The 24,891-nt window shown below is 36.2% G+C and carries 22 protein-coding genes; all 22 read left to right on the forward strand.

What is annotated here, in order from left to right:
- The first annotated feature begins 13 nt into the window (after positions 1-13).
- The 22 genes from KO172_RS03100 to KO172_RS03205 all read left to right on the forward strand — a co-directional run bounded on the left by KO172_RS03100 (position 14) and on the right by KO172_RS03205 (position 24,889).
- Positions 14-457: a hypothetical protein gene (locus KO172_RS03100; RefSeq protein WP_215492088.1), complete on the forward strand. Its 444-nt coding sequence runs from the start codon at positions 14-16 to the stop codon at positions 455-457.
- 238 nt (positions 458-695) lie between these two features.
- Entirely contained in the window at positions 696-965 is a 270-nt protein-coding gene (locus KO172_RS03105; protein ID WP_251320165.1) for a type II toxin-antitoxin system HicB family antitoxin, read from the forward strand.
- Between the two features lie 241 nt (positions 966-1,206).
- Entirely contained in the window at positions 1,207-1,866 is a 660-nt protein-coding gene (locus KO172_RS03110; RefSeq protein WP_215492089.1) for a nucleoside recognition domain-containing protein, read from the forward strand.
- Between the two features lie 19 nt (positions 1,867-1,885).
- A complete protein-coding gene (locus KO172_RS03115; RefSeq protein ID WP_215493378.1) occupies positions 1,886-2,590 on the forward strand; it encodes a nucleoside recognition domain-containing protein in 705 nt (234 codons plus the stop codon).
- Positions 2,590-2,802, forward strand: coding sequence for a hypothetical protein (locus KO172_RS03120; protein ID WP_215492090.1), 213 nt, complete (start codon positions 2,590-2,592; stop codon positions 2,800-2,802). Before KO172_RS03115 ends, KO172_RS03120 begins: the two co-directional genes overlap by 1 nt.
- Positions 2,803-2,886: 84 nt before the next feature.
- On the forward strand, positions 2,887-3,366 hold the full coding sequence (locus KO172_RS03125; RefSeq protein WP_215492091.1) for a ferritin: 480 nt from the start codon (positions 2,887-2,889) through the stop codon (positions 3,364-3,366).
- Positions 3,367-3,519: 153 nt separating this feature from the next.
- Positions 3,520-4,830: a C1 family peptidase gene (locus KO172_RS03130; protein ID WP_215492092.1), complete on the forward strand. Its 1,311-nt coding sequence runs from the start codon at positions 3,520-3,522 to the stop codon at positions 4,828-4,830.
- Positions 4,831-4,840: 10 nt separating this feature from the next.
- The gene (locus KO172_RS03135; protein WP_215492093.1) at positions 4,841-6,184 is read left to right on the forward strand and encodes a C1 family peptidase; all 1,344 of its coding nucleotides are present in this window, start codon (positions 4,841-4,843) and stop codon (positions 6,182-6,184) included.
- Positions 6,185-6,732: 548 nt separating this feature from the next.
- Positions 6,733-10,749, forward strand: a complete 4,017-nt coding sequence (locus tag KO172_RS03140) for an S-layer homology domain-containing protein (RefSeq protein WP_215492094.1) — start codon at positions 6,733-6,735, stop codon at positions 10,747-10,749.
- 283 nt (positions 10,750-11,032) lie between these two features.
- Entirely contained in the window at positions 11,033-12,511 is a 1,479-nt protein-coding gene (locus KO172_RS03145; protein ID WP_215492095.1) for an amino acid adenylation domain-containing protein, read from the forward strand.
- Complete coding sequence (locus KO172_RS03150) at positions 12,492-13,211, forward strand: GNAT family N-acetyltransferase (RefSeq protein WP_215492096.1); 720 nt, start codon at positions 12,492-12,494, stop codon at positions 13,209-13,211. Before KO172_RS03145 ends, KO172_RS03150 begins: the two co-directional genes overlap by 20 nt.
- A gap of 5 nt (positions 13,212-13,216) precedes the next feature.
- Entirely contained in the window at positions 13,217-13,438 is a 222-nt protein-coding gene (locus KO172_RS03155; protein ID WP_070599521.1) for an acyl carrier protein, read from the forward strand.
- 236 nt (positions 13,439-13,674) lie between these two features.
- Positions 13,675-14,865: an MBOAT family O-acyltransferase gene (locus KO172_RS03160; RefSeq protein WP_251320112.1), complete on the forward strand. Its 1,191-nt coding sequence runs from the start codon at positions 13,675-13,677 to the stop codon at positions 14,863-14,865.
- A gap of 8 nt (positions 14,866-14,873) precedes the next feature.
- The gene (locus KO172_RS03165) at positions 14,874-16,622 is read left to right on the forward strand and encodes a polysaccharide deacetylase family protein (protein ID WP_215492098.1); all 1,749 of its coding nucleotides are present in this window, start codon (positions 14,874-14,876) and stop codon (positions 16,620-16,622) included.
- Complete coding sequence (locus KO172_RS03170; RefSeq protein WP_215492099.1) at positions 16,606-17,256, forward strand: 4'-phosphopantetheinyl transferase family protein; 651 nt, start codon at positions 16,606-16,608, stop codon at positions 17,254-17,256. Before KO172_RS03165 ends, KO172_RS03170 begins: the two co-directional genes overlap by 17 nt.
- Before the next feature lie 48 nt (positions 17,257-17,304).
- On the forward strand, positions 17,305-17,766 hold the full coding sequence (locus KO172_RS03175; RefSeq protein ID WP_215492100.1) for a hypothetical protein: 462 nt from the start codon (positions 17,305-17,307) through the stop codon (positions 17,764-17,766).
- An 88-nt stretch (positions 17,767-17,854) separates the two neighbouring features.
- Positions 17,855-18,673, forward strand: coding sequence for a hypothetical protein (locus KO172_RS03180; protein ID WP_215492101.1), 819 nt, complete (start codon positions 17,855-17,857; stop codon positions 18,671-18,673).
- The gene (locus KO172_RS03185) at positions 18,666-19,061 is read left to right on the forward strand and encodes an HIRAN domain-containing protein (RefSeq protein ID WP_215492102.1); all 396 of its coding nucleotides are present in this window, start codon (positions 18,666-18,668) and stop codon (positions 19,059-19,061) included. Before KO172_RS03180 ends, KO172_RS03185 begins: the two co-directional genes overlap by 8 nt.
- Before the next feature lie 31 nt (positions 19,062-19,092).
- Positions 19,093-19,584 (forward strand): methyltransferase family protein, encoded by a 492-nt coding sequence (locus KO172_RS03190; protein WP_215492103.1) that lies wholly within the window; start codon positions 19,093-19,095, stop codon positions 19,582-19,584.
- A gap of 301 nt (positions 19,585-19,885) precedes the next feature.
- Positions 19,886-20,419, forward strand: coding sequence for a cysteine hydrolase family protein (locus tag KO172_RS03195; RefSeq protein ID WP_215492104.1), 534 nt, complete (start codon positions 19,886-19,888; stop codon positions 20,417-20,419).
- A 195-nt stretch (positions 20,420-20,614) separates the two neighbouring features.
- A complete protein-coding gene (locus tag KO172_RS03200; protein ID WP_215492105.1) occupies positions 20,615-22,810 on the forward strand; it encodes an AAA family ATPase in 2,196 nt (731 codons plus the stop codon).
- A 63-nt stretch (positions 22,811-22,873) separates the two neighbouring features.
- On the forward strand, positions 22,874-24,889 hold the full coding sequence (locus tag KO172_RS03205) for a site-specific DNA-methyltransferase (RefSeq protein WP_215492106.1): 2,016 nt from the start codon (positions 22,874-22,876) through the stop codon (positions 24,887-24,889).
- Positions 24,890-24,891: the final 2 nt, after the last annotated feature.

The raw sequence follows: 24,891 nt of genomic DNA on the forward strand, positions 1-24,891 counted from the left end.
AAGGAGAATGAAAATGGAGAAGTATTTAGAAGCATTTTTTTCAATGGGAGTATATGCCTATGTTGTGATTGCAATTTTTATATTAGCGGCTGTTTTTTCGTTTGTGTCAATTAAAATGAACAAAAATGCCTTGACTAAATGGTTAGCTGTACATCCTAATGCGGTGAAAATTGAGCTTTCTTCCGGAAATAATGTAATCACTCAAAAACAATTATATGCTAGAGTAATCAGTGGTGAAGCTGCTATTTTTAATGAAAAAGCAAAATATATAGTTTGTGCAGATCCAGGAGATATTGTTTTAGAAGTAACTTACACATATACTAGACCTGGAGTGTTATATAAAAACGTTACTACAACATGGGGACCTGCAAAAGTGGAGCTTAATGTTGAAAGAGGAAAAGACTATTTACTAAGTTTTGATAAGAAAGAAGAGCAATTTAAGTTATCTAGTAAATAATTATTTGATTGACTTGAGTTGAAGAAATAGCTATCGTTCAAAAATTTTGTATTAAAGATAGTTATTATTTAATATTATGTATCGGTTTAATTAACAGCAAATCAAACAGGTTTGCTGTTTTTTGCTGTTCAAAATAAGGCGTCAATAAATAAGAAAAGGTACTTGACAAAACGCTTCATGGGGAGAGTTTCCAGACGTTGAGGGCTGTCATGCGCAAGGCGACACTATAGATGAAATTATTGAAGATGCTACTTTAGCTCTAGAGCTTCACTTATCCGAAATGCTTAAAGATGGCGAAAAGCTTAATCCGCCAAGTGACATTAAGTCTATAAAGACAGACAAGAACTCTTTTGTGAGCATAATTAGAGCAGATGTTAACCTTAACAAAGGTAATAAATCTGTTAGAAAAACACTTACCATCCCATCATGGTTAAATGACAGAGCAGTTGAGATGAATATCAACTTTTCAAAAACTTTGCAGGAGGCGTTGGCTAGAAAGATTATATAAGAGACCTTAAGTGGTCTCTTTTTATTTATTTCTATATATGGGCAATAGTGTAAATATATTTGATTAATTTCGTGTAAAATCAATTATCTGCTTAAAAACTATTGACCTTTACTAGTTAGCGTTGTATAATCTACTTGTTAGCATAGACTAATAATATCATTTTCAAAAAGAAGATGACGATTCTGAATCGATCATCACTAGTGAAAGATACAAAAACATCCAAAAGGATATGAAGGGAATCATGAAGAAGTCTTCTGAAAAGAAGCTTAGCTTCTCTGATAAAGTTGACAGAGTTGTTACAAACAGATTCCTAGCTATCCCTATATTCTTAGCTATTATGTGGTTTATATATTATGTATCAATCTCTACTTTAGGAGATTACTGCATAGGCTTTATTGAACAAACTTTTGAAAAACTTGGCGAGATCATAACTACTAAGCTACCTGAACTAGGTGCTTCTGAAGTTGTTACATCGCTTGTAAATGATGGTATCGTCCAACCTATAGGTTCGATATTCACATTCGTTCCACAATTAATGCTACTTTTCTTCTTCCTATCTTTACTAGAAGACTCAGGATACATGGCGAGAGTTGCATTTATCATGGACAAGTTATTTAGAAAGTTCGGACTATCCGGTAAAAGTTTCATACCTATGCTTATAGGTACGCTCTGTTCATTCCCTGGCGTTATGGCTACAAGAACTATTGAGTCTGACGCAGACAGACGTATGACTATATTACTAACACCGTTTATACCATGCGGAGCTAAACTTCCTATCTTTGCCATGTTTATATCCCTAATATTCAATGGTACCCCTTGGATAGCTCCAATGATATATCTAATTTCTATCGCTGTTGTAATTATAGCCGGCATAATATTGAAGCGTACTAATAGATTTTAAGGGCCCTGCTCCTTTCGTTATGGAACTTCCTCCATATAGAGTTCCAACACTAAAGAATGTTATTATTCACATGTGGAAAAAGGGTAGAAGCTTTATCATCAAAGCGGGAACAGTTATCTTACTTGCTTGCTTAACACTTTGGTTCTTACAAAGTTTCAACTTCTCTCTTGAGTTCTTAGGTGACTCTATCGAAGACTCAATGCTTGTGAAGATTGGTAGCGTGTTAAGATATGTATTCGTTCCACTTGGCTTTGGCGATTCGTGGGCACCTGCTGTTGCATCTATAACAGGCCTTGTTGCTAAGGAAGTTGTAGTTGCTACGTTTGCAACAGTTGGTTCTAAGGCACCTATCTACTTCAGCTACGTTAGCGCTTTTGCATTCATAATATTCACTATGTTTGCAGCTCCTTGTTTTGCAGCTATCGGCGCGATGAAGAGAGAGCTTGGTAACACTAAAGACACATTATTTACAGCAGGCTTCCAAACAGGTCTTGCTTATGTCTTAGCTCTAATTGTTAACCAAGTTGGAAACTTGATCTTCCGCGGTACTAAGTTTACTGAAAAAGTAATGCTTGACTACGGTGCCGCTGAAGAAGCCTCAGAAGCAATCGACGTTAAGGGTAACCTAATTATATATGTTCTAATTGCTCTAGTAGTAATTGCCGTTGTTGGTGCACTTATTGCAAGAATTCAGCAAAGACAAAAATATAAGAAGGTGATATAATGAGTCCCATCGATATAGCTATAGTTGTTCTTGTTTTAATATTTGTATTTTTTGGTATAAAGAAGACAGTATACTCAATAAAGAATGGCAAGTGTGCTTGCTGCTCTGAAAAGTGCGAGTGCAACAAGAAGAACGCAGAGCTTCAAAAGGCTACGAAGAGTGGCTTAAGAAGAAAAACGAGAAAAAAGAAGCTAATTAAATACTATAGATGAAGAGCCGGTTCGTGCCGGCTTTCTTCATATAATCATTTTGTTATTCGGCCGTATATAAAATTTATATTGAAAGAGGGAAAGATAATGAAGAAAGAAGTATTACAAGCATTAAACGATCAAATTAACTTTGAGTTATACTCAGGTTACATTTATCTAAACCTTTCCATCGCTATGGAAAGAGAAAACTACAAAGGCTATGCAAAGTGGCTTGCTAATCACTACAAAGAAGAATTAGCTCACGCTGATCAATTCATCGAGTTTATTCAAAAACGTGATGCTAAGCCAGAACTTATGCCTATCGAGATGAAAGATTTCACGGTTAAAGAACCTCTAGAAGTAGCAAAGATCATCTTAGATCATGAAAAGAAAGTAACTGAAAAGATTTACAAGATTCATGACATCGCTAAGAAGAACGATGACTACGCAACAGAAATCTTTATGCATCAATTTATAAGCGAACAAATCGAGGAAGAAGAACTTGCTCTAGATATCGTAGATAACTTCACACTTGCTGGAGATAACATCGCAGCAAAGATTACTATAGATAGAGAACTAGGCGCATAATAGTTTTATTTATACGGCTTGGATATATCGGGGGGACTTAATGTCCCTCCATTTTTAAATGAGAATTTCTTGTAAAGTTATTGCAAAATAATTGTCTTCGCGGTATAATTGTTACGAGAGATGAAATATTTATTATATATAAAGGAGGACAATATGCAAAAATCAATTACTAAAGATGTGCTTATGAAGTTTAAAAAGTCTTACGACGAAGGCTTCAGCAAGGCAGCACAAAATATGATAGCATCTGCTGGTATCTTAGACGCTTCCATAAACTTTACGAAGCTTAACAAGAACCCAGATGTCTTCAAGAAAACTGTCAAGATCGGCAAGATGACTAATCAAAGACAATCCGGTAGATGCTGGATGTTTGCAGGACTTAACACTGTTAGAGTTAATCTAATGAAAAAGTTTAAGCTTGGCGACATCGAGTTTTCACACAAGTACCTATACTTCTACGACAAGCTTGAAAGAGCTAATCAATACCTTGAAGATGTTATAGCGCTTAAGGATAAGGACCTTGACGACAGACTAACAAGAGACGTTGTCTTCTATGCAGCAGACGACGGAGCTTGGTGGACAACATTCTCTAGACTAATCACTAAGTATGGTATAGTACCTGAGTATGCTTATCCAGACACAGCCGATGTTATGAGAACTGACAGCCTAATCTACGTACTTGACAAGAGACTTAAGATCGCTGCAAAAGACATTAGAAAGGCAAAAACTGATGAGGCCATAGACGAGATTAAAGAAAAGGCACTTAAAGATGTCTACAAGATCACAGCTATCTCACTAGGTGTGCCTCCAAAGAGATTCGACCTTATCTTAAGGGACAAAGACGACGAACTTATCGAGAGAAGAAACATCACAGCCATCGACTTCTACAGAGAATTCATCGCTGACGATTTAAGTGAATACGTTGAGCTAGGCAACTACCCAGGCAAGGGCAAGGAAGAAAACAAAGTTTATGAAAGAGACTTCATTCAACAAAGACTTGGCGGCTCACTTAAGTATCTAAACGTTTCTATGCAAAGAATGAAGGACATAGTCATCTCCATGATTGATGATGACGAAGTTGTATGGTTTGCATGCGACGTAGGTAAGGACTCTTCAGTATCACGTGACGGAGCAGGAACAGGCCACCTAGTATACAATCTACTTGATAGAGACAGCTTATTTAACATAGATACAAAGCAAACAAAGGTAGAACGTATGGAAACTTGCGAGTCTAATGCAACTCACGCCATGGTCATAGTTGGCTACGACAGAACTGACGATGGACTTAAGTTCAAAGTTGAAAACTCTTGGGGCGAAAAGGCAGGCGTCAGAGGCTACTTAGTTATGGACGAAGAGTGGTTCGATAACTACGGCTTCGAGATCATTCCTAAGAAGAAGTACCTAAATGAGGAAGAGCTAAAAGCGCTTGACGAAGAGCCAATAAAGCTAATGCCATGGGAGCTATAGGAGGTAGAAGATGAGACAATTAAGCACAGATAAATTAAATTTATTAGAACAAGAATTCTTGTCAGATAAGAAAAACATCGTTGCAATGAACGCAGCAGTACAAAGCGGCATTAGAAAAGTTGCAACAGACATTAACAAAGTTAAAGAAAACCCATATAAGTTCAACCTAGACATTGAAAACGGCGAAGTATGCAACCAAAAGGCATCAGGCAGATGCTGGATGTTTGCTTCACTAAACTTTATGAGAAACGTAATCATCAAAAAGTATAAATTAGAAAATTTCGAACTTTCACAAAGCTATCCATTCTTCTTTGATAAACTAGAAAGAAGTAACTACTACTTCGAAACAGTTATTGAAAAGGCAGACGAGCCTATAGAAGACAGAGTTATGCAATACCTTATGGGCGACCCACTATGTGACGGCGGCCAATGGGACATGTTCGTAAACATCGTTAATAAATACGGTCTAGTACCAAAGTACGTTTATCCAGAGTCAGTAGCTTCATCAAACACAAGAGAGCTTAATAAGTACCTATCCAAGATACTTAGAAAGAACACAGTTACACTTAGACAAGCAGTTAAAGAAGGTAAGAGCAAAGCTGAAGTAAACGCACTTAAAGAAGCTGCTCTACAAGACGTCTTTAACGTACTAACAGCAACACTAGGTAAGCTTCCAGAAACATTCGATTTCATAGCACACGACAAAGACCATAAACTTATCGAAGAAAAGAACCTAACAGCACAATCCTTCTTCAAGAAGTATGTTGGACTTAAGCTTGATGACTTCGTTTCAATCACAAACGCGCCAACAAAAGATAAACCATACAACAAGACATTCACAATCAAATACCTTGGCAATATCGTAGAAGGCAAAGAAGTTAAGCACCTTAACCTAAAAGTTGAAGACCTAAAGAAAGCCATCGTTAAGCAATTGCAAGACGGCATGCCAGTATGGTTCGGCTGCGATGTAGGTAAAGATATGTTCACAGGCGATAAAGACGACAAGAGAGCAACCCTTGCCAAAGGAGTCATCGATTACGAAACACTATTTGACCTAGACCTAACACTATCTAAGGAAGATGGCCTTAACTATGGCTACTCACTAATGACACACGCCATGACATTCACAGGCGTAGAAATGGAAGGCACTAAGCCAGTCAGATTCAAAGTCGAAAACTCATGGGGCGACGAATTCGGCTACAAAGGCCACTTCGTTATGAGTGATGAGTGGTTCGACAACTTCGTCTACCAAGCCGTAGTTAATAAGAAGTACCTAAGCAAGAAAGAACAAGAAGATTATAATAAGAAAGCGGTAGTGTTGAAGCCTTGGGATCCAATGGGATCACTAGCATAGGATTTTGCGTTAAAATTGCATCTTGCGCTTGTTCCTTCCTTAGCAATGCTCGAGTACATTTGTACACTCCGCTTGCTTCGTCGGTCCACTTCGCGCAATATATCAATTTTTCCAGCAAAATCAGTATTACGATTGTTCGTTGACACTATACAAATATCATCAGAGATCAAAGTTAATCTTTGGTCTCTTTTTATATGTGTCTGTGTGATCTAATACGGGCTGCGCCTTATCCAGCATAGCGTAAAGGTTCATGTCCATTTATGGACAGGGTTCTTCTTCTCTTCGCATAGCGCAAAGGTTTTAGGACGTATAGTCTTAAGTTCTTCAATCAGTTTGCGATGGTACGTTGACACTATAAAAAATAGCAAAAAATACCATTAGAGAGCAAATTGAGTTTTGCTCTCTTTTTGTATTTTAGCCACTTCAATGTTACAAGCGTGTTACATAACGCTTAAAAGCTTGATTATTATTAGTAAGAGGTGTTATACTAGACTTAGGATAAAGATATATTCACATTTATAAAGGGGATAAAAAAGAAGGAGGACATTATGAAAAAGAAAGTACTAGGACTCTTGTTAGCACTTATGATGCTTGTGACAATGAGCGCAGATGCAGCATATGCACTAAGCTTCTCAGAGGTAAAATTGTCAGATGCAAAGGGAATTTACTTTGAAGACGCAAATTTAAATCCTGACGAGCTAGATCCAAATCTGAAACTAGATGAGGACATAGAGCCAGTGAAGGTAGTAGAGCCAGAAGCAAAAGTGCTTGAAGAAGAAAACAATCTTGATAATGCGGGCGACACACTTGAACTCGGCGAAGAAAGAGAACCTGAGGCAGTAGCTACACCAGCAGGCTTTAGTCTAGATTCAATAAACACCATAGCTAAAGACCAAGATGGTAATTGCTATGGAGTTAAAACTTATGGCGGCGACAGGGATAATGTTTTAACAAAATATTTTTACAAAATAGACGAAGCAGATTATAATACTTTATCTCAAGACTTTTTAATGACTTTTAAAAGAAAAGATGGACAGCCTTTCAAAGTTTACGACTCTAAGATAAGCAACGGAGATATAAGTGAAGCAACACCAAGTTATAGCGATATTAATGCAGTGTTTACGGAACTACAATTTAAACATCAATCTGCTTATGATGTAGTGGTTTCTGGAAATTATTCTCCTGTCGATAGAATTCCAGAACAAGGTAATCTCACTTGGATTATTGAATTAAATAAAGACTGGGATATTAAAGCAACACCAGGCTTTACAGATAGATCTAATACTAGGTCAATTTATATGAATTACGATGTGGAACTAGACGGCAAGAATCATAAAATTCATAATACAGATAATAAAAGTGAAATAATTCTTCAGCTTGGATCAGGACATAGTGGAGCCAGTGCAATAGTCAGAACAGCTACGCTTAAAAACCTTACTATAGATGGAAAGGGATTCGATGAAAATGTACTAAATAGGTGTATAAAAGTTTATGATAAGGGAGTATTAAACTTAGAAAATGTTCAAATTATAAACGGCAATACTGATCAAGTAAATGATGGCGCTGGTATAACTCTAGGATCTGAAGGAAAGCTTAACATGGACGCAAAATCCTCAATTAAAGATTGCTTGGCCATCCGAGGCGCAGCTATCAACGCAGATGACAATACAATTTTAAATATAAATGGCTCTAAATTTATAAATAACCTTGCAGACCTAGGTGGAGCTATATGCTCTTTGAATAAAAAGAGCACAATTAACATTAAGGATGCGACTTTTGTTAACAATCAAGCAATTTTATTGTCGTTTGATGGTTATGCAAATGGTGGAGCAATTTACACTCAATCTAATACAAGCATAGAAAATTCTACCTTTGTAAACAATTATGCTCAAAAGTCTGGAGGAGCTATTTATCATATAAGCGCACCTAAGTTTGATATAAAAGGATCTACTTTTAAAAACAATGGTATATTAAGGATTCCACAAGGCACATACTTTACTAATAAAGGTGGAGCAATTTATGCTAATGAAGTGAATATATCAGATAACTGTACCTTTGAAGGCAATATAGCTGATTATGGTGGAGCACTTATTAATAATGAAAAAGCAGAAATTTCTGACTCTATTTTTAAAGGTAATCAATCTTCTAGCGGAGGATCTATATATTCATTTAAAAATCTAATAATTCATGACAAGTGTACTTTTGAGAATAATGAAGCTTACCATGGTGGAGCAATATATGCTAACAATCTTACTATAAATAAAACTGAATTTAATAACAATAAGGCTTATAAGATGGGTGGAGCCATATATGCAAAAGACACCGTAAAAATTATTGGTTCAAACTTTAAAGAAAATACAGCAGCGCAGCAGGGAGGAGCCATATATTTGTTAAAAGGTGGATCTGAAATTAAAGATTCAATTTTTTATAACAACGGCTCAAATCTTGGCGGTGGAGCAGTGTTAATTGCTAAAGATAGTAATGGCATTACAAGTATTCAAAAAACTTCTTTTATTCATAATTTTTCAAACGAATTAGGTGGAGGAGTTTTACTAAGTGCTAATGGTAAATTAGAAATCAATGAGTCAAAGTTTATCGATAATGATGCATCTTACGGAGCGGGGATTTCTAGTTCAGCTAACGGAAATGTAGATAAAAATTTAAATAATATAAAAGTTACAAACTCTATATTTGATGATAACACTTCATATATGGGTGCTGGTATCTTCACAGCTTTCCCAACAGAAATTAATAGCTACACATTTACAAAAAATAAAGCAGCACTTAAAACAGGAGATGATGAAAAGAATCCACATGTTTCTGGTGTGGGTGGAGCTGTTGAAGTTATTAATAACACAACTATTATCAAAAACACTACTTTTGAGGGAAATTATGCTTATGGCTCAGGGGGAGCCCTAGGCATTAACGGTGTTGAAAGACATGATAATGAAAATAAAGATATATCATCTATTAAAAATAATATAAAAGTAGAGATTTCTGAAGGCACAAAATTTATAGGAAATACTTGTGGTGTCGGACAAGGTGGAGCTATATATACTATACCATTCTTATACGATTTAGAAGGTTATGGCACTAGCGTTAATGAAAACACTCTTAAGCAAGAAGGGTATAAAAACTTAAAAATAAGTCATGATACTTTATTTAAGGACAATTTAGCGTTTAGTGGTTTTGCTGATCCACCAGATAATTATCAAAATTATGTTTTTTTAGACTTTAGTAAAAATACTTTTAGTGAGAGAATAAATGATCAAATAACTGCAAAATCACTACTAAATAACTATGATGTAAACTATAAGAATGAAAAGATAAGTGCTTATTTTGATCCTAATGGCGGAGAATTTACAAATGAAGCTAATCCAAAGGCAATAAGAGTAGTTAAAGAAGATAAAGTTAAAATTAGTGATGAAGATAAAGGCGCAGAATTTATTATATTGCAAGCACCAAAGAGAGATGGCTATAAGTTCTTAGGATGGAAAGGTACAAGATATGTACCTGGAGCTAATATGGAAGAAAGACTTAAGCTAGCGATTGAAAAAGCAAAAGCAGAAATACATTCATTTGAAAGGATATACAATCCTGGCGAAAAAGTTACATTAAAGTCAAACTTTATATTCACTGCGCAGTGGGAGAAGGCGTCTGCACCTAGTACTCTTATTCTTACTTTAGATGAAAACTACCCACATGGCAAGATTACTGACTACGATGTAATGCAAGGCGAGTTTATAGATCCATATCTATATACACCGCGCAGAAGAGGATATGTCTTTGAAGGATGGAGCTACAGTAGAGATCGTATGCGCGAAGTAAGAAAGGGCGATCAAGTATATACTAACACAGTGCTATATGCAATGTGGACTAAGAGGAAGGCAAAGGCAGAAGAAGCACCTGAGCCAGAAGAAATAAAAGGACAAGAACACAAAGCCTACATCTTCGGCTACCCAGATGGCACTGTTAGACCTAACGGCAAGATCACGAGAGCCGAAGCAGCAGCTATGCTTGCAAGACTTTTAGACATCGAAGCATATGGATCAGCAGATGCACCAATGTTCCCTGACACTCCAAGCTCGTGGTACAACAAAGCCATCAACGCGGTAGTGACTAGAGGCATAATGCAAGGCTACCCAGACGGAAACTTTAGACCAAACAGCCCTATAACAAGAGCGGAGTTCACTAAGATGATAGCCGTGATAGACAACAAGCCTTACGGCACAGCGCCATTCGCAGATGTTATAGGTCACTGGGCAGAGCGTCCTATAGGCGCTGAGTACCAAGCGAAAAGAATTTTAGGCTACCCAGATGGCACATTTAGACCAGACGCTCACATCACAAGGTGCGAAGCAGCTGTTATATTAAACAAGATATTTGAAAGAAACTTCGATGCTATGTCATTAATCAAGTGTAAAAACCCACAAATGATTAAGTACTTCACAGACCTTGATATATCGTTCTGGGGTTACAATGATATGGTAGAAGCAACTAATACTCATGAATACATTAGAAGAACTAAGAACAGAGTTGAAGAAGACTGGTTATTAATTAAATAAATTTCTCAATGGATACATGTCATGTGATATGTATCCATTTTTTATTGATACTTCATAGCGAGAAAAGTGATTTTCATGAGTAGACCAGCAAGCGAAGGAAAACACTTCTTGCATTAAAACTTAAATTAACTAGTTGTGAACACAAAGACCAGTTCATAAAATAAAAATAAAATTTCTTATAAACTATAAACAAGAAGGCATCGTATGATGTCTTCTTTTTTGCTCATATGCGAAATTATTGACAATCAACACATCTTGTGATAATATTGTTGTGAGGTGTAATATGCTATTCATCGATCAACTCGACCGTATAACAAGTAAATATCTTGACAAAGTAGCCATCGTTGACAAAGAGAAGTCCATCACTTTTAGTGAGCTTCGTGCGAGGGCTATGAGTCTTGCAAGCGAGATACATAAGGTGCATCCACAAACGAAGCGTCCCATCATGGTTGAGACTGACAGGCTACTTGAGACTATAATCTCTTTCTTCGCTGTTCTTTACAGCGGCAACTTTTACGTGCCCATCGATGCGGCTATGCCTCGTGAGAGGATTGAGACTATCAAGAAGCGTCTTGAGAGCACTCTAGGCATTTATCATACGAAGAACATTTTCGAGGATTATGCTCTTCACTATGACCATGACCATGATTATGGCTGTGACGATCTTGCTCTTGATGATATCAGAGCTAAGATGATAGACACAGATCCTGTTTATGTTTTATTCACATCAGGCACAACTGGTGAGCCAAAGGGCGTTGTTATCAGTAATTTCATGCTCGTTGACTTGCAAGATTGGCTTTACAAAACACTAAAGATAAACGAAAACGATAGGCTTGCAAATCAAACGCCACTCTTCTTTGATGCGTCGCTTAAGGAGCTTTGTCTATTTACTAAGACTGGAGCTACTCTATACCTTATGGATCCAAAGGACTTTTTATTTCCTGTTAAGGTGGTCGACTACCTAAATGAAAATAGAATTACGGCCATACTATGGTCGGTGTCGGCGCTTAATATACTTGCAAATTCAAATGTTTTTGATATAGATAAACCAAAATACTTAAGGCTAGTTACTTTTGCTGGCGAGCAAATGAGCGCGCAAAAGCTAAACATCTGGCGCCAAGCTGTAGAAGCTGAGTACTTTAACCTATATGGACCGACTGAGGCGACTTGCGACTGCTGCTATTACAAGGTTGACAGGGACTTTCAAGATGATGAGATCATCCCCATAGGCAAGGCTTGTGAGAATATGGAGGTCATGATACTTGATGGCGAGCGTGAAGCTGACGAGGGCGAGCTTGTTATCAGAGGTAGAGGCGTTTCATATGGCTACTACAACAAGCTTGACCAAACTGAGAAAGCTTTCGTGCAAAATCCACTAAACAAGGCATATAGAGAGATTGTTTACAGGAGCGGCGACTTTGTTAGAAGAAATAAGTTTGGCGAGATAGAATTTTTGGCTAGGAAGGACAATCAGGTCAAGGTCTTTGGGCACAGAATCGAGCTAGACGAGATAGAAAGACAGGTATACGCCATGGGCATACACGAGGCGAGCGCTGTTTTTGATAAAGAAAATGAAATTATAATTTTGTTTTACTCAGGAAAGGAATTTTCGAGGAAGGAGTTTAAGGACTTTATCCTTGAAAGGCTGCCAAAGTACATGCTTCCATCGAAGTTTGTGCATATGGATGCTCTTCCTAAGACGCAAAATACTAAGATTGACAAGAAGAGGCTTTTAGAAATTTATGAACGTGGAGAAGTTTAAATCACTAAAGGAGCTTGAGATTTTAAAATCTTATGAGGGCTCCATCACAAACGATTACATGAACACTTCTCTATATGAAGCTAATATCGATAGGCTCTACTACATAAAAGGCGATATGAATTTCTATGTCCTAATCAAAAGAGAAGGCTATTACAAACTTTATTATTATATAAACGATATCAATGAAAAATTTGATGCGAAAGGAACTTTTGTGAGCGAAATCGTTTCTAAACAAATGGATGAGACGCTTGAAAATATGGGCTTTGAGCTATACAAGACAAGAGTGAGACTGCGCTTAAATCATAAGGAGCCTTATGAATCAAGCCGCGTGAATTATATGGATGATGCGGACTTCATATATCATGCACTTCAAAATTTTGATGAGTACTCAGGTGAGAGACTTGACTTAGATGAGGTACGTGAGCGCATAGAAAAAAAACTTTTCATAGGCATAGACGGCGCTGGCTTTATCGAATTTAGTACAGATGCGTTTAAGGACAGTATCGAGCACTTCTACATAGACCCGGCTAAAAGAGGCGAGGGACTCGGCAGCGAGATCTTGCACCATTATCTAGGAAGCGTGTCTAAGAAGAAGCGCGTCAATGTGTGGACTGATGAAGGCTCGAGAGCGATAAAACTATACCATAAATTTGGCTTTAAAGAGGACGGACTTAAGTCCTACGTATATATTTGGAGGTAAGACTGATGAAAGAAAAAATTAAAGAAATCATCGAAGACGTCACTGGTGAAGCAGTTGAGGACACAACAGAGATCATCGAAGAAGGCATACTTGACTCCTTCGACATAGTGACTTTAGTTATAGAATTAAATGACGCTTTTGGCGTTAAAATACAAGTTTCCGAGCTATTGCCAGAAAATTTTGCAAACGTTTTAGCGATAGAGAAACTAATTAAATCATTGCAATGAGTTTTACAAGCTTCACTTTCATAGTATTCTTACTATGTTCCTTTATTGTGTTTAAGGCTACTAAGTATAGGTGGCAGGCGCTTTTACTCATCTCTTTAGCTTATTATGCAAGCTTTAGTGTAAAGGCCTTCGTCTACTTAATCTTTGTAATTTTAAGCACTTATTTTTCTGCCATTTATCTAGAGAAGCATAAGAATAAATTTATTTTGGCTCTCACACTCATTTTGAACTTTGGTATGCTAAGCTTAGTTAAGTTTACGAGTGTCAATATCTTCGAAAACTTCATTCCGCTTGGCATTTCATTCTACATCTTCATGGCGAGTGGCTACGTGATTGATGTTTACAGAGCAAAGTACGAGGCACAAAAGAACATCTTCAAGTACTCTCTCTTCGTTTCATTCTTCCCGCAAATGATGCAAGGACCTATCTCACGCTACGACGACATCTCACAAGGTCTCTATAGCGGGGCAAGCGATGCAAAGGACATCTCTTATGGTCTTATGCTCATACTTTATGGATTCTTTAAAAAGCTTGTCATTGCGGACAGGGCAGCAGTCTTTGTGAACAAAGTTTTTACTGAGCCAGATTTATATTCGGGCATCTTCGTTTTTATTGCAATTATATTTTATTCAATACAAATTTATTGTGACTTCTCAGGCGGTATCGACGTTGCAAGAGGCGCAGCGTACCTTTTTGGCGTAAAGCTTGATCGAAACTTCAAAAGGCCATTCTTTGCGACAAGCCTTGCAGACTTTTGGAGACGCTGGCATACAAGCCTTGGCACGTGGATGAAGGATTACGTTTTTTACAGCCTTTCACTATCAAAAGCCTTCGTCTTCATCAACAAAGCTTCGAGAAAGCACCTAGGACGAAAGTTTGGTAAGTATCTAACACTTAGCATAGCAAGCTTTATTGTCTACTTCATCATAGGTATATGGCACGGCGCGGGACTAAACTTCCTTGCCTTCGGTCTATATAATGGTACGATAATCAGCTTGGGACTTATATTCGAAGAGCACTTCAAGGCACTAAGAACCAAAATTGGCTTAAAAGATACTTCACTTGCCTATAGACTAACAAAGATATGCTCAACACTGATGATAGTCTTTGTAGGAAGATACTTTACAAGGTCAGCAAGTCTTAGAGGAGCACTGCACATGATGAAGAAGACCCTTGTCGACAGAGCCTTCAGGTTTGCAGATACAGGTCTAAGTACACTTGACTACGCCATCATACTTATCTCGCTTATAATCGTCTTCATCGTTTCATACAGTGAAGAAAAGGGCGTCGATGTCAAAGAGAAGGTGCTTAAGACCAAGACTAGCTACCTATGCATGGGCCTTTTCATCTTCATGGCATTCGTAGCCTACTTCGGAGTCTTTGCGAGCGGCTTTACAAAAGTAGACTTTATATATAGAAATTATTAGGTGATCATATGAATGAAAAGAAATTTATAAAGATATTTTTCATATCAATCTTAATACTAGCTTTATTGATAGCGGCTCTAAACCTTATAGTAGATCCGTTTAATGTCTTTGGCGACAAATTTACAAAGTGGTACACATACGACTTTACACAAAATCCAAGAACAGCAAAGATCGAGTATATCAAGGGCAAGGATTACCAAAATTTCATACTTGGAGCGAGCGGTGCTTCATCCATACCCATAAAGTATCTAGAAGAGTATACAGGCAAGAAGTATTTCAATCTCTTTTCCTACGGTGCAGACCTTTATGTAGTGGAGAAAAACCTTGACTACATCCTAAAGAATTATGAGGTTAAGTCCATAATCCTGCCGCTTTCTATACCGTCGGCGTCGAAGTACAACGAGCCGAGGACATCACTAAACTACTACATGAATCCAGACGTTTCAGGCGAGAGCAAAGCACTTTTCTACTCAAGATACACACTCGCTAATCCGAGAAATGCCGTGGAGAAACTCATCAGCATGGGCAAGAGGTCGCACGTGCAAATGAATTTTGACGCCTTCAATATAGACGGCTCATACGACAAGAGCCAAAGAGACATTGAATACATCGGTAGTGAAGAAGAGTACATGGAGGCGAGCGGCTTTGCAAAGGATTACTCACCTGTCAAGCTCAATCACATGGACGAGGCACTCTCAGCCATACGCCGCATGAAAAAGGCATGCGACGAGGCAAATGTCGAACTAACAATGATTCTTTGCCCAATGTACAAGGATGAGAACGCAAGATATGACAGAAAAGAGGTAGAAAAGTACTACGAAGAGCTTGCCAAGATCAGTCCGTTTTGGGACTTCACGGGCACAAAATATGAGAACGACCCAAGATTCTTCTACGACCCGTCACACTTTAGAAATGCCCTTGGCAAGATGATGCTTGAGAGCATATATGAAGGACGCAAGGACTTTGGTAGGTACGTAGACAAGGTAGAGGCGCCTACTTACACAGACGAAAAGACAGACACAAGGAGCTTCTACATCTTTGAACTGCACCACGTCGACCCAGACCCTGCCAACGAGTACATCATAACAGAAAAAAAGCTTGAGAGCCTAATGAAGTTTTTGAAGAAGAACAAGATAGAGACAGTCTCATTTAAAGATATATATAACTATGTCAATGGTAGAGGCACACTTCCAGAGAAGTTCTGCGTCTTGACCTTTGACGATGGTTACAGATCCAACTACACAATCGTCTACCCAGTGCTTAAGAAGTATGGCTTCAAGGCAAGCTACTTCCCTATAGGCAGGACCATGGGTCTAGATAAGTACCCAGACAGTGGAGAGGCGATGTTTGTTCACTACAGTGTAGAAGAAGCTAAAGAGATGACAGACATCATCGAGTTTGGCACACACACATACTGGATGCATCAGTCATACCCGAACAAAAACTACACTTTCCGCAGAACAGCAAAGAAACTTCCAAAAGAGAGTGAGGACAGATACATTGAAGCATTTAAAGAAGACACTGCGAAGTTCAAGCAGCTCTACAAGGAATTTGCATCAGGAGAGCCTCTAGTCTTTGCTTATCCAGAGGGCGACTACGACAAGCTTAGCGAGCTAGTCAGTGAAGAAGTTGGCTATAAGGTCACACTTGGGGTTAAGCCAGGCAAGAACTACATCGTAAAGGGTCTACCAGAGACACTCAAGAAGCTAAAGAGAGTCAACATAGACGAGAAGACAGACCTTGATCAGTACAAGTAAGATGATACAAGTCATAGATACATTAGCTCAAGACCCATCTAGCCTAGAGATTAAAGGCACACTTCTTTTAAAAGTGAAGACAGACTCATCACAGCTAGAGGATTTTCAAAAGTACTTGAGCAGCACAAATCTTGCAGAGCTAGATGAGATTAAAAACGAGCAAGATAAACTTCGCTTCATAAAGACAAGAGGCCTGGTTAATATGCTTTTTGCGCATGATAATTGCGGCGCAGAAGCCATATGGAAGAGAAGTAAATACGCTAAGCCATATATATCTGGCTGGGACAAAGACTTTAGCATCTCGCACAGCACAAAGATATCCATCGTGGGAGTGTCAGCAAGGCATGTGGGAGTAGACATAGAAGACATAGGGCGCGATATAGACCTAACAAAGTTTAAAAGAACTGGTTTTTTGAACTTCGATGAGGGTGCTTATGAGAGTAAGGAAGAATTCCTTATGCGTTTCACAGCCCTTGAAGCCTACCTTAAGTATATAGGCAGAGGTTTTTATCATGATGCCAGAGATATTAGCGTAAGGAAAGCCAGTGGCAGTATAGTGATTGAGGATGGCAGCTTAATCAAAGCAGAAACGATTAGGGATGGCGACTATACCATTAGCATGGTTATGGGATAAAGAATAAAACCCATCGAAATCGATAGGTTTAGAAAAAAGAGGCAAAAGATGGACAGAGAAAAAGTAAAAGTATTATTTGATAAATACACAAAAAAGTTACGCATAGTGCCTGAGTGGGACATAAGACTTGAATTTGTCGAAGACCCCGAATGGAAGAAGACGGGCGATTTCAAGATAGATCCAACAGACAAGAAGGCTGTGCTTATGCTAAACGCGGTAAATCCAAAGGACGAGAACATTGAAGAAACCATAGTTCACGAGCTAATGCACATCAAGATGTATCCACTAGACCAAGTATGCGAGTCGATGATTATAAATATGTTCGACGAAGGGAGCAAGGCACAAAACTTTGCTTATCAAGAGTTCTTCACGACGCTTGAAGTGACTGTTGAAGAGCTTGCAAAGTGCTTCCTATACGAGTTTGGCGAGAACAAAGAGCTCTCATACGGAAGGATGAAAAAGATCAAGTCCTTTAATGATCTTTATGACGGCTTAAATAGTATTGAATAAAACACGCGCTCTTTACTTATGGTAGAGAGCTTTTCTTTGCCTTGAAAAATGACTTTGCTAGTGATATAATTAATTAAAGAGGTGGACTATGGCGGATATTATGGAGTTCAAGGGCAAACTTGAACTAAAGGATGATATAAAGGCGCTTAGGGAAGAGCTTGTAAGGCTTGTAGAGGAGCGCGACAATTTAATATATACGACTTGTCCCAACATTAAGATGAGGTACATGATAGAGGTGGGCTACCTTGAATACAAGCTCTACGAACTAAGTCTTAAGTATCAAAGGCTCAAGAGGAAGAAGGAACTCATTCAGGCAAAGGTCTATAGAGATGAAAAAGTTATCGTCATAGAGATAGATGAGATGCTTGACAAGGAGTTTGAGAGGTATCAAGAAGAGCTTGAAGAGAAGCTTAAGGAAGTAAACGAGTCAATCAAGAGGAGCGAGGGCGAATTTTTATCGGATGTAGAGAGCGAAGACCTTAAGGATATGTATAGAAAAGTAGTTAAGAAGCTGCACCCAGACATTAACCCAGAAGTCACTGAGGCTGAGAAGGAACTTTTCATTAGAGCAGTCGAAGCATATAAGGCGGGGGACGTCTCTAGTATGAAGCTTATATATGTAGTATCTGGCGCGGATGAAGAGACAAAGGACGATGAGTCTAGCTTAAAAACAGTTTTGGACTTTGCCGAAGAGAAGGCTCGCCTTGAAAAGCTTATTGAAAATATTAAAAAGAACATGGATGAGATCAAGAGCCGCTTCCCATACACACTTAAGGTCTATCTTGACGATGTAGAGCTTAGGAAGAAGAAAAAGAACGAGTTAGAAGATTCAATAAATGATTATAATCTTGCAATAAAGGATGTGGAAGAAGCTATAGCAAAGCTATTGGAGGAGAAAGATGAGTGATTTAGTTAAAAAAGATGATGGCGGCGGTCTTTTAGGTGTCTTGCATGGCACTAGTGGTCTTGTGGTGCCAAAGCCATTCGAACGTGAGATATATCTATTCACAACGCATGTCGCAGGTACAACGCACGTTGACAATATTTTAAAGATAGACAAGCATTTGGATATTGACGATAAATTGTTATTCTTCAGAGAAGAGAATCCTCACGACGAAAAGGCTATACGCATAGAAACTCTTCGAAAGGAAAAGATTGGCTACGTGCCAAGAGTTGACAACGTGGTATTCTCTAGGCTGATGGATGCCGGCAAGGAGCTCTATGCCAGGATCAAGGGCAAAGAGTTTATTGACGAGTGGCTCAGAATAGAGATAGACATCTACCTAAAGGACTAGGGTACATAGCAAAGCTATGAAGGAGGTAAAGATGAAAGATAAAGAAAAAAGTATGCCCGTCTTCGGAGTTGGGCCGCTATTTGTTGTAACAACAGTTTTAGCAACCGTAGTCGCAGTAGTTTTGAATAGAAGCGGAGCCCTTGTCAACACGAGACTCGGCGGAGCGAAGTGGATTTACATCGCAGTTGAAATCATTTTCATAGCGCTGGGCGCCTATCTATGGCTAGCCTCAGTCATCGGTTCAAAGATCAACATAAATGCAAAAGAGGGTAAACTCATCACTACAGGGGTCTATGGAATCGTCAGAAACCCAGTTTACTCGGCCTTCCTAGCCATATCTACAGGCATAATCATAGGCGAGAGGAGCGCGGCGCTCTTAGTCGTGCCCGTGGTATTGTGGGGTTTTCTCACAGTTCTTATGAAGAAGACAGAAGAGAAGTGGCTTTACGAGAGATTTGGCGAAGAGTATCTAGCATATAAAAACCGTGTCAATAGAGTGATACCTTGCTTTAGAAAGAAATAAATAGATAAAATAATCCCCGATACAATTACGTATCGGGGATTTCTTAAACTATCTGTCCTTTTTAATTAATTCTTTTGTCTCTAAGTTGTACTCGTACTCGATGTCTTTGCCACTTGCATCTTCAAGCTCTACATCAAGCTTAGTAAAATCGCCAACTGTTTCATGCTCAAGGCTGAATGAGTCTAAGTGGTATCCTTCTCCAGCCTCACTTAGTGAAGAAGCTACTAGCTCATCTATGTTCTTGATTATAAAGAGTATAATGTGATATAATATTGATACTAAAAGGAGGCTTATATCAATTATGAACGCATTAATTGTATTAGATGTACAAAAAGGGATTTTAAAGAAAAAAGATTTTTCAAACACTTTAAAAAATATTAAACTATTAATAAATGATTTTAAGAGCAAAGGCGATGTCGTAGTCTTGACACAACATTTTTCAGACGATAGCGATAGTCCGTTTTATAAAGGATCCAGCGATGTAGAATTGTTAGATGAATTTAGAGAAGCTGCTGATTATGTGATACCAAAATCATCATGTAATACATTTCATAATACAAATCTTCAAGAAATATTAAGTGAAAACAAAGTATCAAAGGTTTATATCTGTGGTTTTAACACGGAATATTGCTGTTTATTTATTAGTATATTGTCTTCTGATAGAGGTTATGAAACTATATTTGTAGAGGATGCCTGTGGAACTTTTGGAGATGAAGAAATATATGAAATGCCAGGACTAGATATTAATGATTTTATTGGCTCAATACTTAATTGGTCAGGTGAAGTAGAAGTACTATATACAGAAGAATATTTCAATGGTGTAAGCGAGGAATAAAATTTAAGCAAATAGAAACATGATGATAGATGTCAAGAGATAAAAGTACTTGGCATCTATTTTTATGGGCTAAAGAGAATATTATGTGATATAATTAAATTAGTGAGGTGTGAATATTGAAGAACGGAAAGAAAACTATGATAGGCATCATACTTAAGGAACTATACTAGACAAAAGTATAAAAAGGAGAAATATATGTTATTAGAGGATGGCACAATGAATATTGATTTGAAAGAATTGGATATATTTGATACTGAGTATATTAATTTGGTCAAAAAGACTTGCTTTATATTTGGAAATAATGGAACAGGCAAAAGCACATTTGCAAGTCATTTAAAAAACAATTTAGGTGATTACGATGTTAGGGTATTTCAAGGATTTGACAGCGTTGTAAACAGTAATGATGAATTGAACGCTGTTGTGTTAGGAGAAGAAAATGTTGAAATTGACAACAAAATAGCCAATATTAAATTAAAGATTGAAGAAATAAATGTAGATATAAAAGATAAAGAAAAGCTAGTTGATGAAAATAATTCGGATGAGAATAATCTATATTCAAAAATGAAAGCTGCTGAGACAAATTTCAGAGAATTAGAAGATAAAATTGAAAATTTTTATTCTAAAAAAGCATCTATAATAAAAAATATAGATCCTAAAATTACGAAAACTACTTATAATAAAAATGATTTTAAAAATGACATTAATATGGCAAATTTGTTGTCAAATGAAGAACAAGATAAATATAATGATATATTAAAATATGATATTAAAAATGCTAAGAAAATTGATTTTGAAAATATTAACTTTGATAATGAATTAAATAGAGTCAATGAATTATTGACAAAGAGTGTACAACCATCAAAAAAAATATCGAGATTAGATAATAATGATGAGAAACGAGAGTTTGCTAAAAAAGGATTAAAAATACATAAAGAAGGTGAAGTATGTAGTTTTTGTGGGAATTTAATATCCCGTGAATGTTTCGATGAATTGAAACAGTATTTTTCTGGAGAGGATATAAAAAAGTTTGAAAATCAACTTCATGAAGAGGAAAAAATATTAAATCAGAATAGAGAAAATATAAATAAAATCAATCTAGATAGTGAAAATTTTTACGTTCAATATTATGAGAAAGTTATAGATTTAGAGAAGAGTTTTTTAAAATTAAAAAAAGAAATTCTGGAATTTTATGAAAAATTAATAGATATTATTTCAAATAAACAAAAAAGATTATTTGAACCTATGGAACAATTAAATATAAAGACGCCTGATAATTTAGAGGAAATATTGAATAATTATAATAAATTGTGTGATCTGAATAACAATACAAATATAGAAAATCAAAAAGATGATGCTAGGAATAATCTAAGATTACATATGGTAAAAGAGAGTTTGCTAGAATTTGAGCACACTGAAAAGAAAGATGAATTAACGAAACTCGAATTTGCATATGGAGTATCAAAAGTAGAATTTAATAAAGTTAAAAAAGAAATTGAAAATCTAAATACTGAAAAATCAAATCTTGATAAAGAAATACTAGAGCTTAAAGCAAGTAGTAAAAATGAGGAAAAGCTAGCAACTGAAATAAATAAACGTTTAGCTATTTATGTTAATTTTAACTTGCTTCATTGTAAAGACGGACAAAACGGATGCTATCGGGTGAAGGATAAACAGACTGGCAAAGTAAGAGATGTGAAACAGTTATCAACAGGAGAAAAGAATATAATAGCGTTTTTATATTTTTTAGAGAAATTAGAAGAACTAAATTCCGGTATAGCTAAAAAGAAAAAAGTAATAATTTTTGATGATCCAATGAATTCTAATGATATAAATATGCAATATATTATAATTGATGAACTAAATAAATTAATAGAAAAAGCAAATAAAAATGATTATATAGAAAAATTGATAATAATGACTCATAATCATCACTTTTATATAAATTTAGCTGGATTTCCAAAGACTAGATACAGAGTTTGTGATCATTTGCGTTTTGTATCAAACGGAATAAATACGAATGTAATAACTATTGCCAATAAAAATGAAGATTTTAAATCAAGTTATGATTCATTATGGCAAGATCTGAATTTTGTTTATAGTTCTAAGGAAGGGAGTGCTGGTCTATTGTGCAATATTTCTAGAAGAATAATAGATTCATTTATCAATTTCAATTCTATGACAAAAAATGATTTTTATAAAGATAATGGCGATGCGAAAAAATTGTTTGATGTAAATTCGCACGAGTTATATGATTTTGATGCTGATTTTTTTGGACTAGATAAAAATAAAATTATAAAAACTTTATATAAATGTTTTGAAAGTAATAATGCAAAAGAGCATTTTAAAAACTATTTTAATACAGAAGATATAGAGGAAATTATTAATAATTAAGATTAAAAAAATTATCTAAATATAAAGTAGTTTTAAATGACATAAACTTTGGGGAGGAAATATATGATAGGTAAAAACTTACAAGATAATCTTGATATAAAAGTTAACAGTAAAAAGATGGAGAAACTTAAAGATGATTTTCCTGAGTTTTTCACAAAAGAAGGAGATTTTAAGCTTGATTCATTTAAAGATTTTTTAAAAGAGGAAGAAGTTGAGCTAACAAAAGAAGCTTATGAACTAAACTTCTTAGGCAAATCTTATGCCAAATACCAAAGCTCATTAAATACTGAAACATATATTTCGCCAGAAGTTGAACACAATGAAAAGCCTGAAAACAAAAACAGTGAAAACGTTTATATAGTTGGAGATAATATAGATGCACTAAAACATTTATTGGGTTCATACTCTGGAAAAATCAAATGCATCTATATAGATCCACCATACAATACAGGCTCTGACGGTTTTGTTTATCCTGATAATTTTAAATTTACTAATGAAGATCTTGCGGAAAAGATAGGCATAACAGAAGAAGAGGCAGATAGAATTTTAAATCTTGAAGGGAAAAGCTCTCATGCTGCTTGGTTAACATTTATGTATCCTAGATTATTATTAGCAAGAGACTTATTAGCTGATGATGGCGTTATTTTTATTAGCATGGATGACAATGAGCAAGCAAATTTAAAGTTAATGTGTGATGAGATATTTGGTGAAGAAAATAAAGTTGGGAATTTGCCAACAATAATGAATTTAAAAGGTAATCAAGACGAGTTTGCTTTTGCAGGTACTCATGAATATACCGTAGTTTATGCGAAAAACAAAGCTGATTTAATTATAAAAAATTTAGAGCTAGATGAAGAGGAAATTTTATCGGAGTGGATGATTGATGATATAGGATATTATAAAAAAGGTGCTTCTTTAGTATCCACTGGAGTTAATTCACCTAGAGAACATAGACCAAATTTATGGTTTCCTATTTTATTTAAAGATGATAAGATATTTTTACCTGACAAAGAATTGTTGAATGCATTATATGATATGAAATCTAAAAAATTTAATGATGGAGTGTTAGAAGAATATATTGATTCAAAGAAAAATGAAGGTTATAATGTTATATTACCTTATGTAAACAAACAAAAAGCAAGGTGGCGTTGGAGTTATAATAAGCTAAAAAGAGAGTTAAATGAGGTTATTATAACAAAAACACAAAATGGAATTTCATTAAATAAGAAACAGAGACCAGATTTATTAGATATACCTAGTAAAAAAATGAAATCTTTGCTTTATAAGCCTGAGTATTCAAGCGGAAACGGCACTGCAGAGTTAAAATCGCTATTTAATATTGATAGACTATTTGATAATCCTAAGCCAAAGTCATTATTGATGGATTTAATTAGCATCTCAACAACCCAAGGCTCATTAATCCTAGACTTTTTCTCAGGAAGTGCAACAACTGCAGATGCAGTTATGCAGCTTAACGCAGAAGATGGAGGCAGTAGAAAATATATTTTAGTACAATTACCTGAAGCTATAAAAAAAGACAAACCAGCATACAAAGCAGGCTACAGAACAGTTGATGAAATTGGTAGAGACAGAATTGAAAGAGCAGCTGCAAAGATAAAAGATGAAACAAAAGCAGATATCGACTATGGATATAAACTTTACTACTTAGAAAAACCAAGCGAAAAAACGCTGCTAGACTTAGAAGAGTTTGAGCCAGAAATAAAACTAGTTTCAGACGACATGATATCAGTTTTTGATAATAAACACGCTAGTGGTAAAGAAAATATTTTAGCAACATGGCTAAATGAAGACGGCTACGGTTTAACAAAAGAAACAAAAGATTACAAATTAGAGAACTATACAGCACAGTTAATCGAAAAGACTTTGTACATTATAGATCAAGGACTAAAGTCAAACGACATAATGAAACTTATAAAGCAAATTGAAGATGATACATTAGATATAACAAGATTAGTTATATATTTGCATTCAATGGAATTCAATGTTTTAAATGAATTAAGAAAGAATATAAAAGTTTTGAAGAATAATAAGAACGTAACTTTGATTGAAAGGTTTTAAGT

Origin of the sequence: Fenollaria sporofastidiosus (assembly GCF_943169635.2) — a bacterium.
Lineage (GTDB): Bacteria > Bacillota > Clostridia > Tissierellales > Peptoniphilaceae > Fenollaria > Fenollaria sporofastidiosus.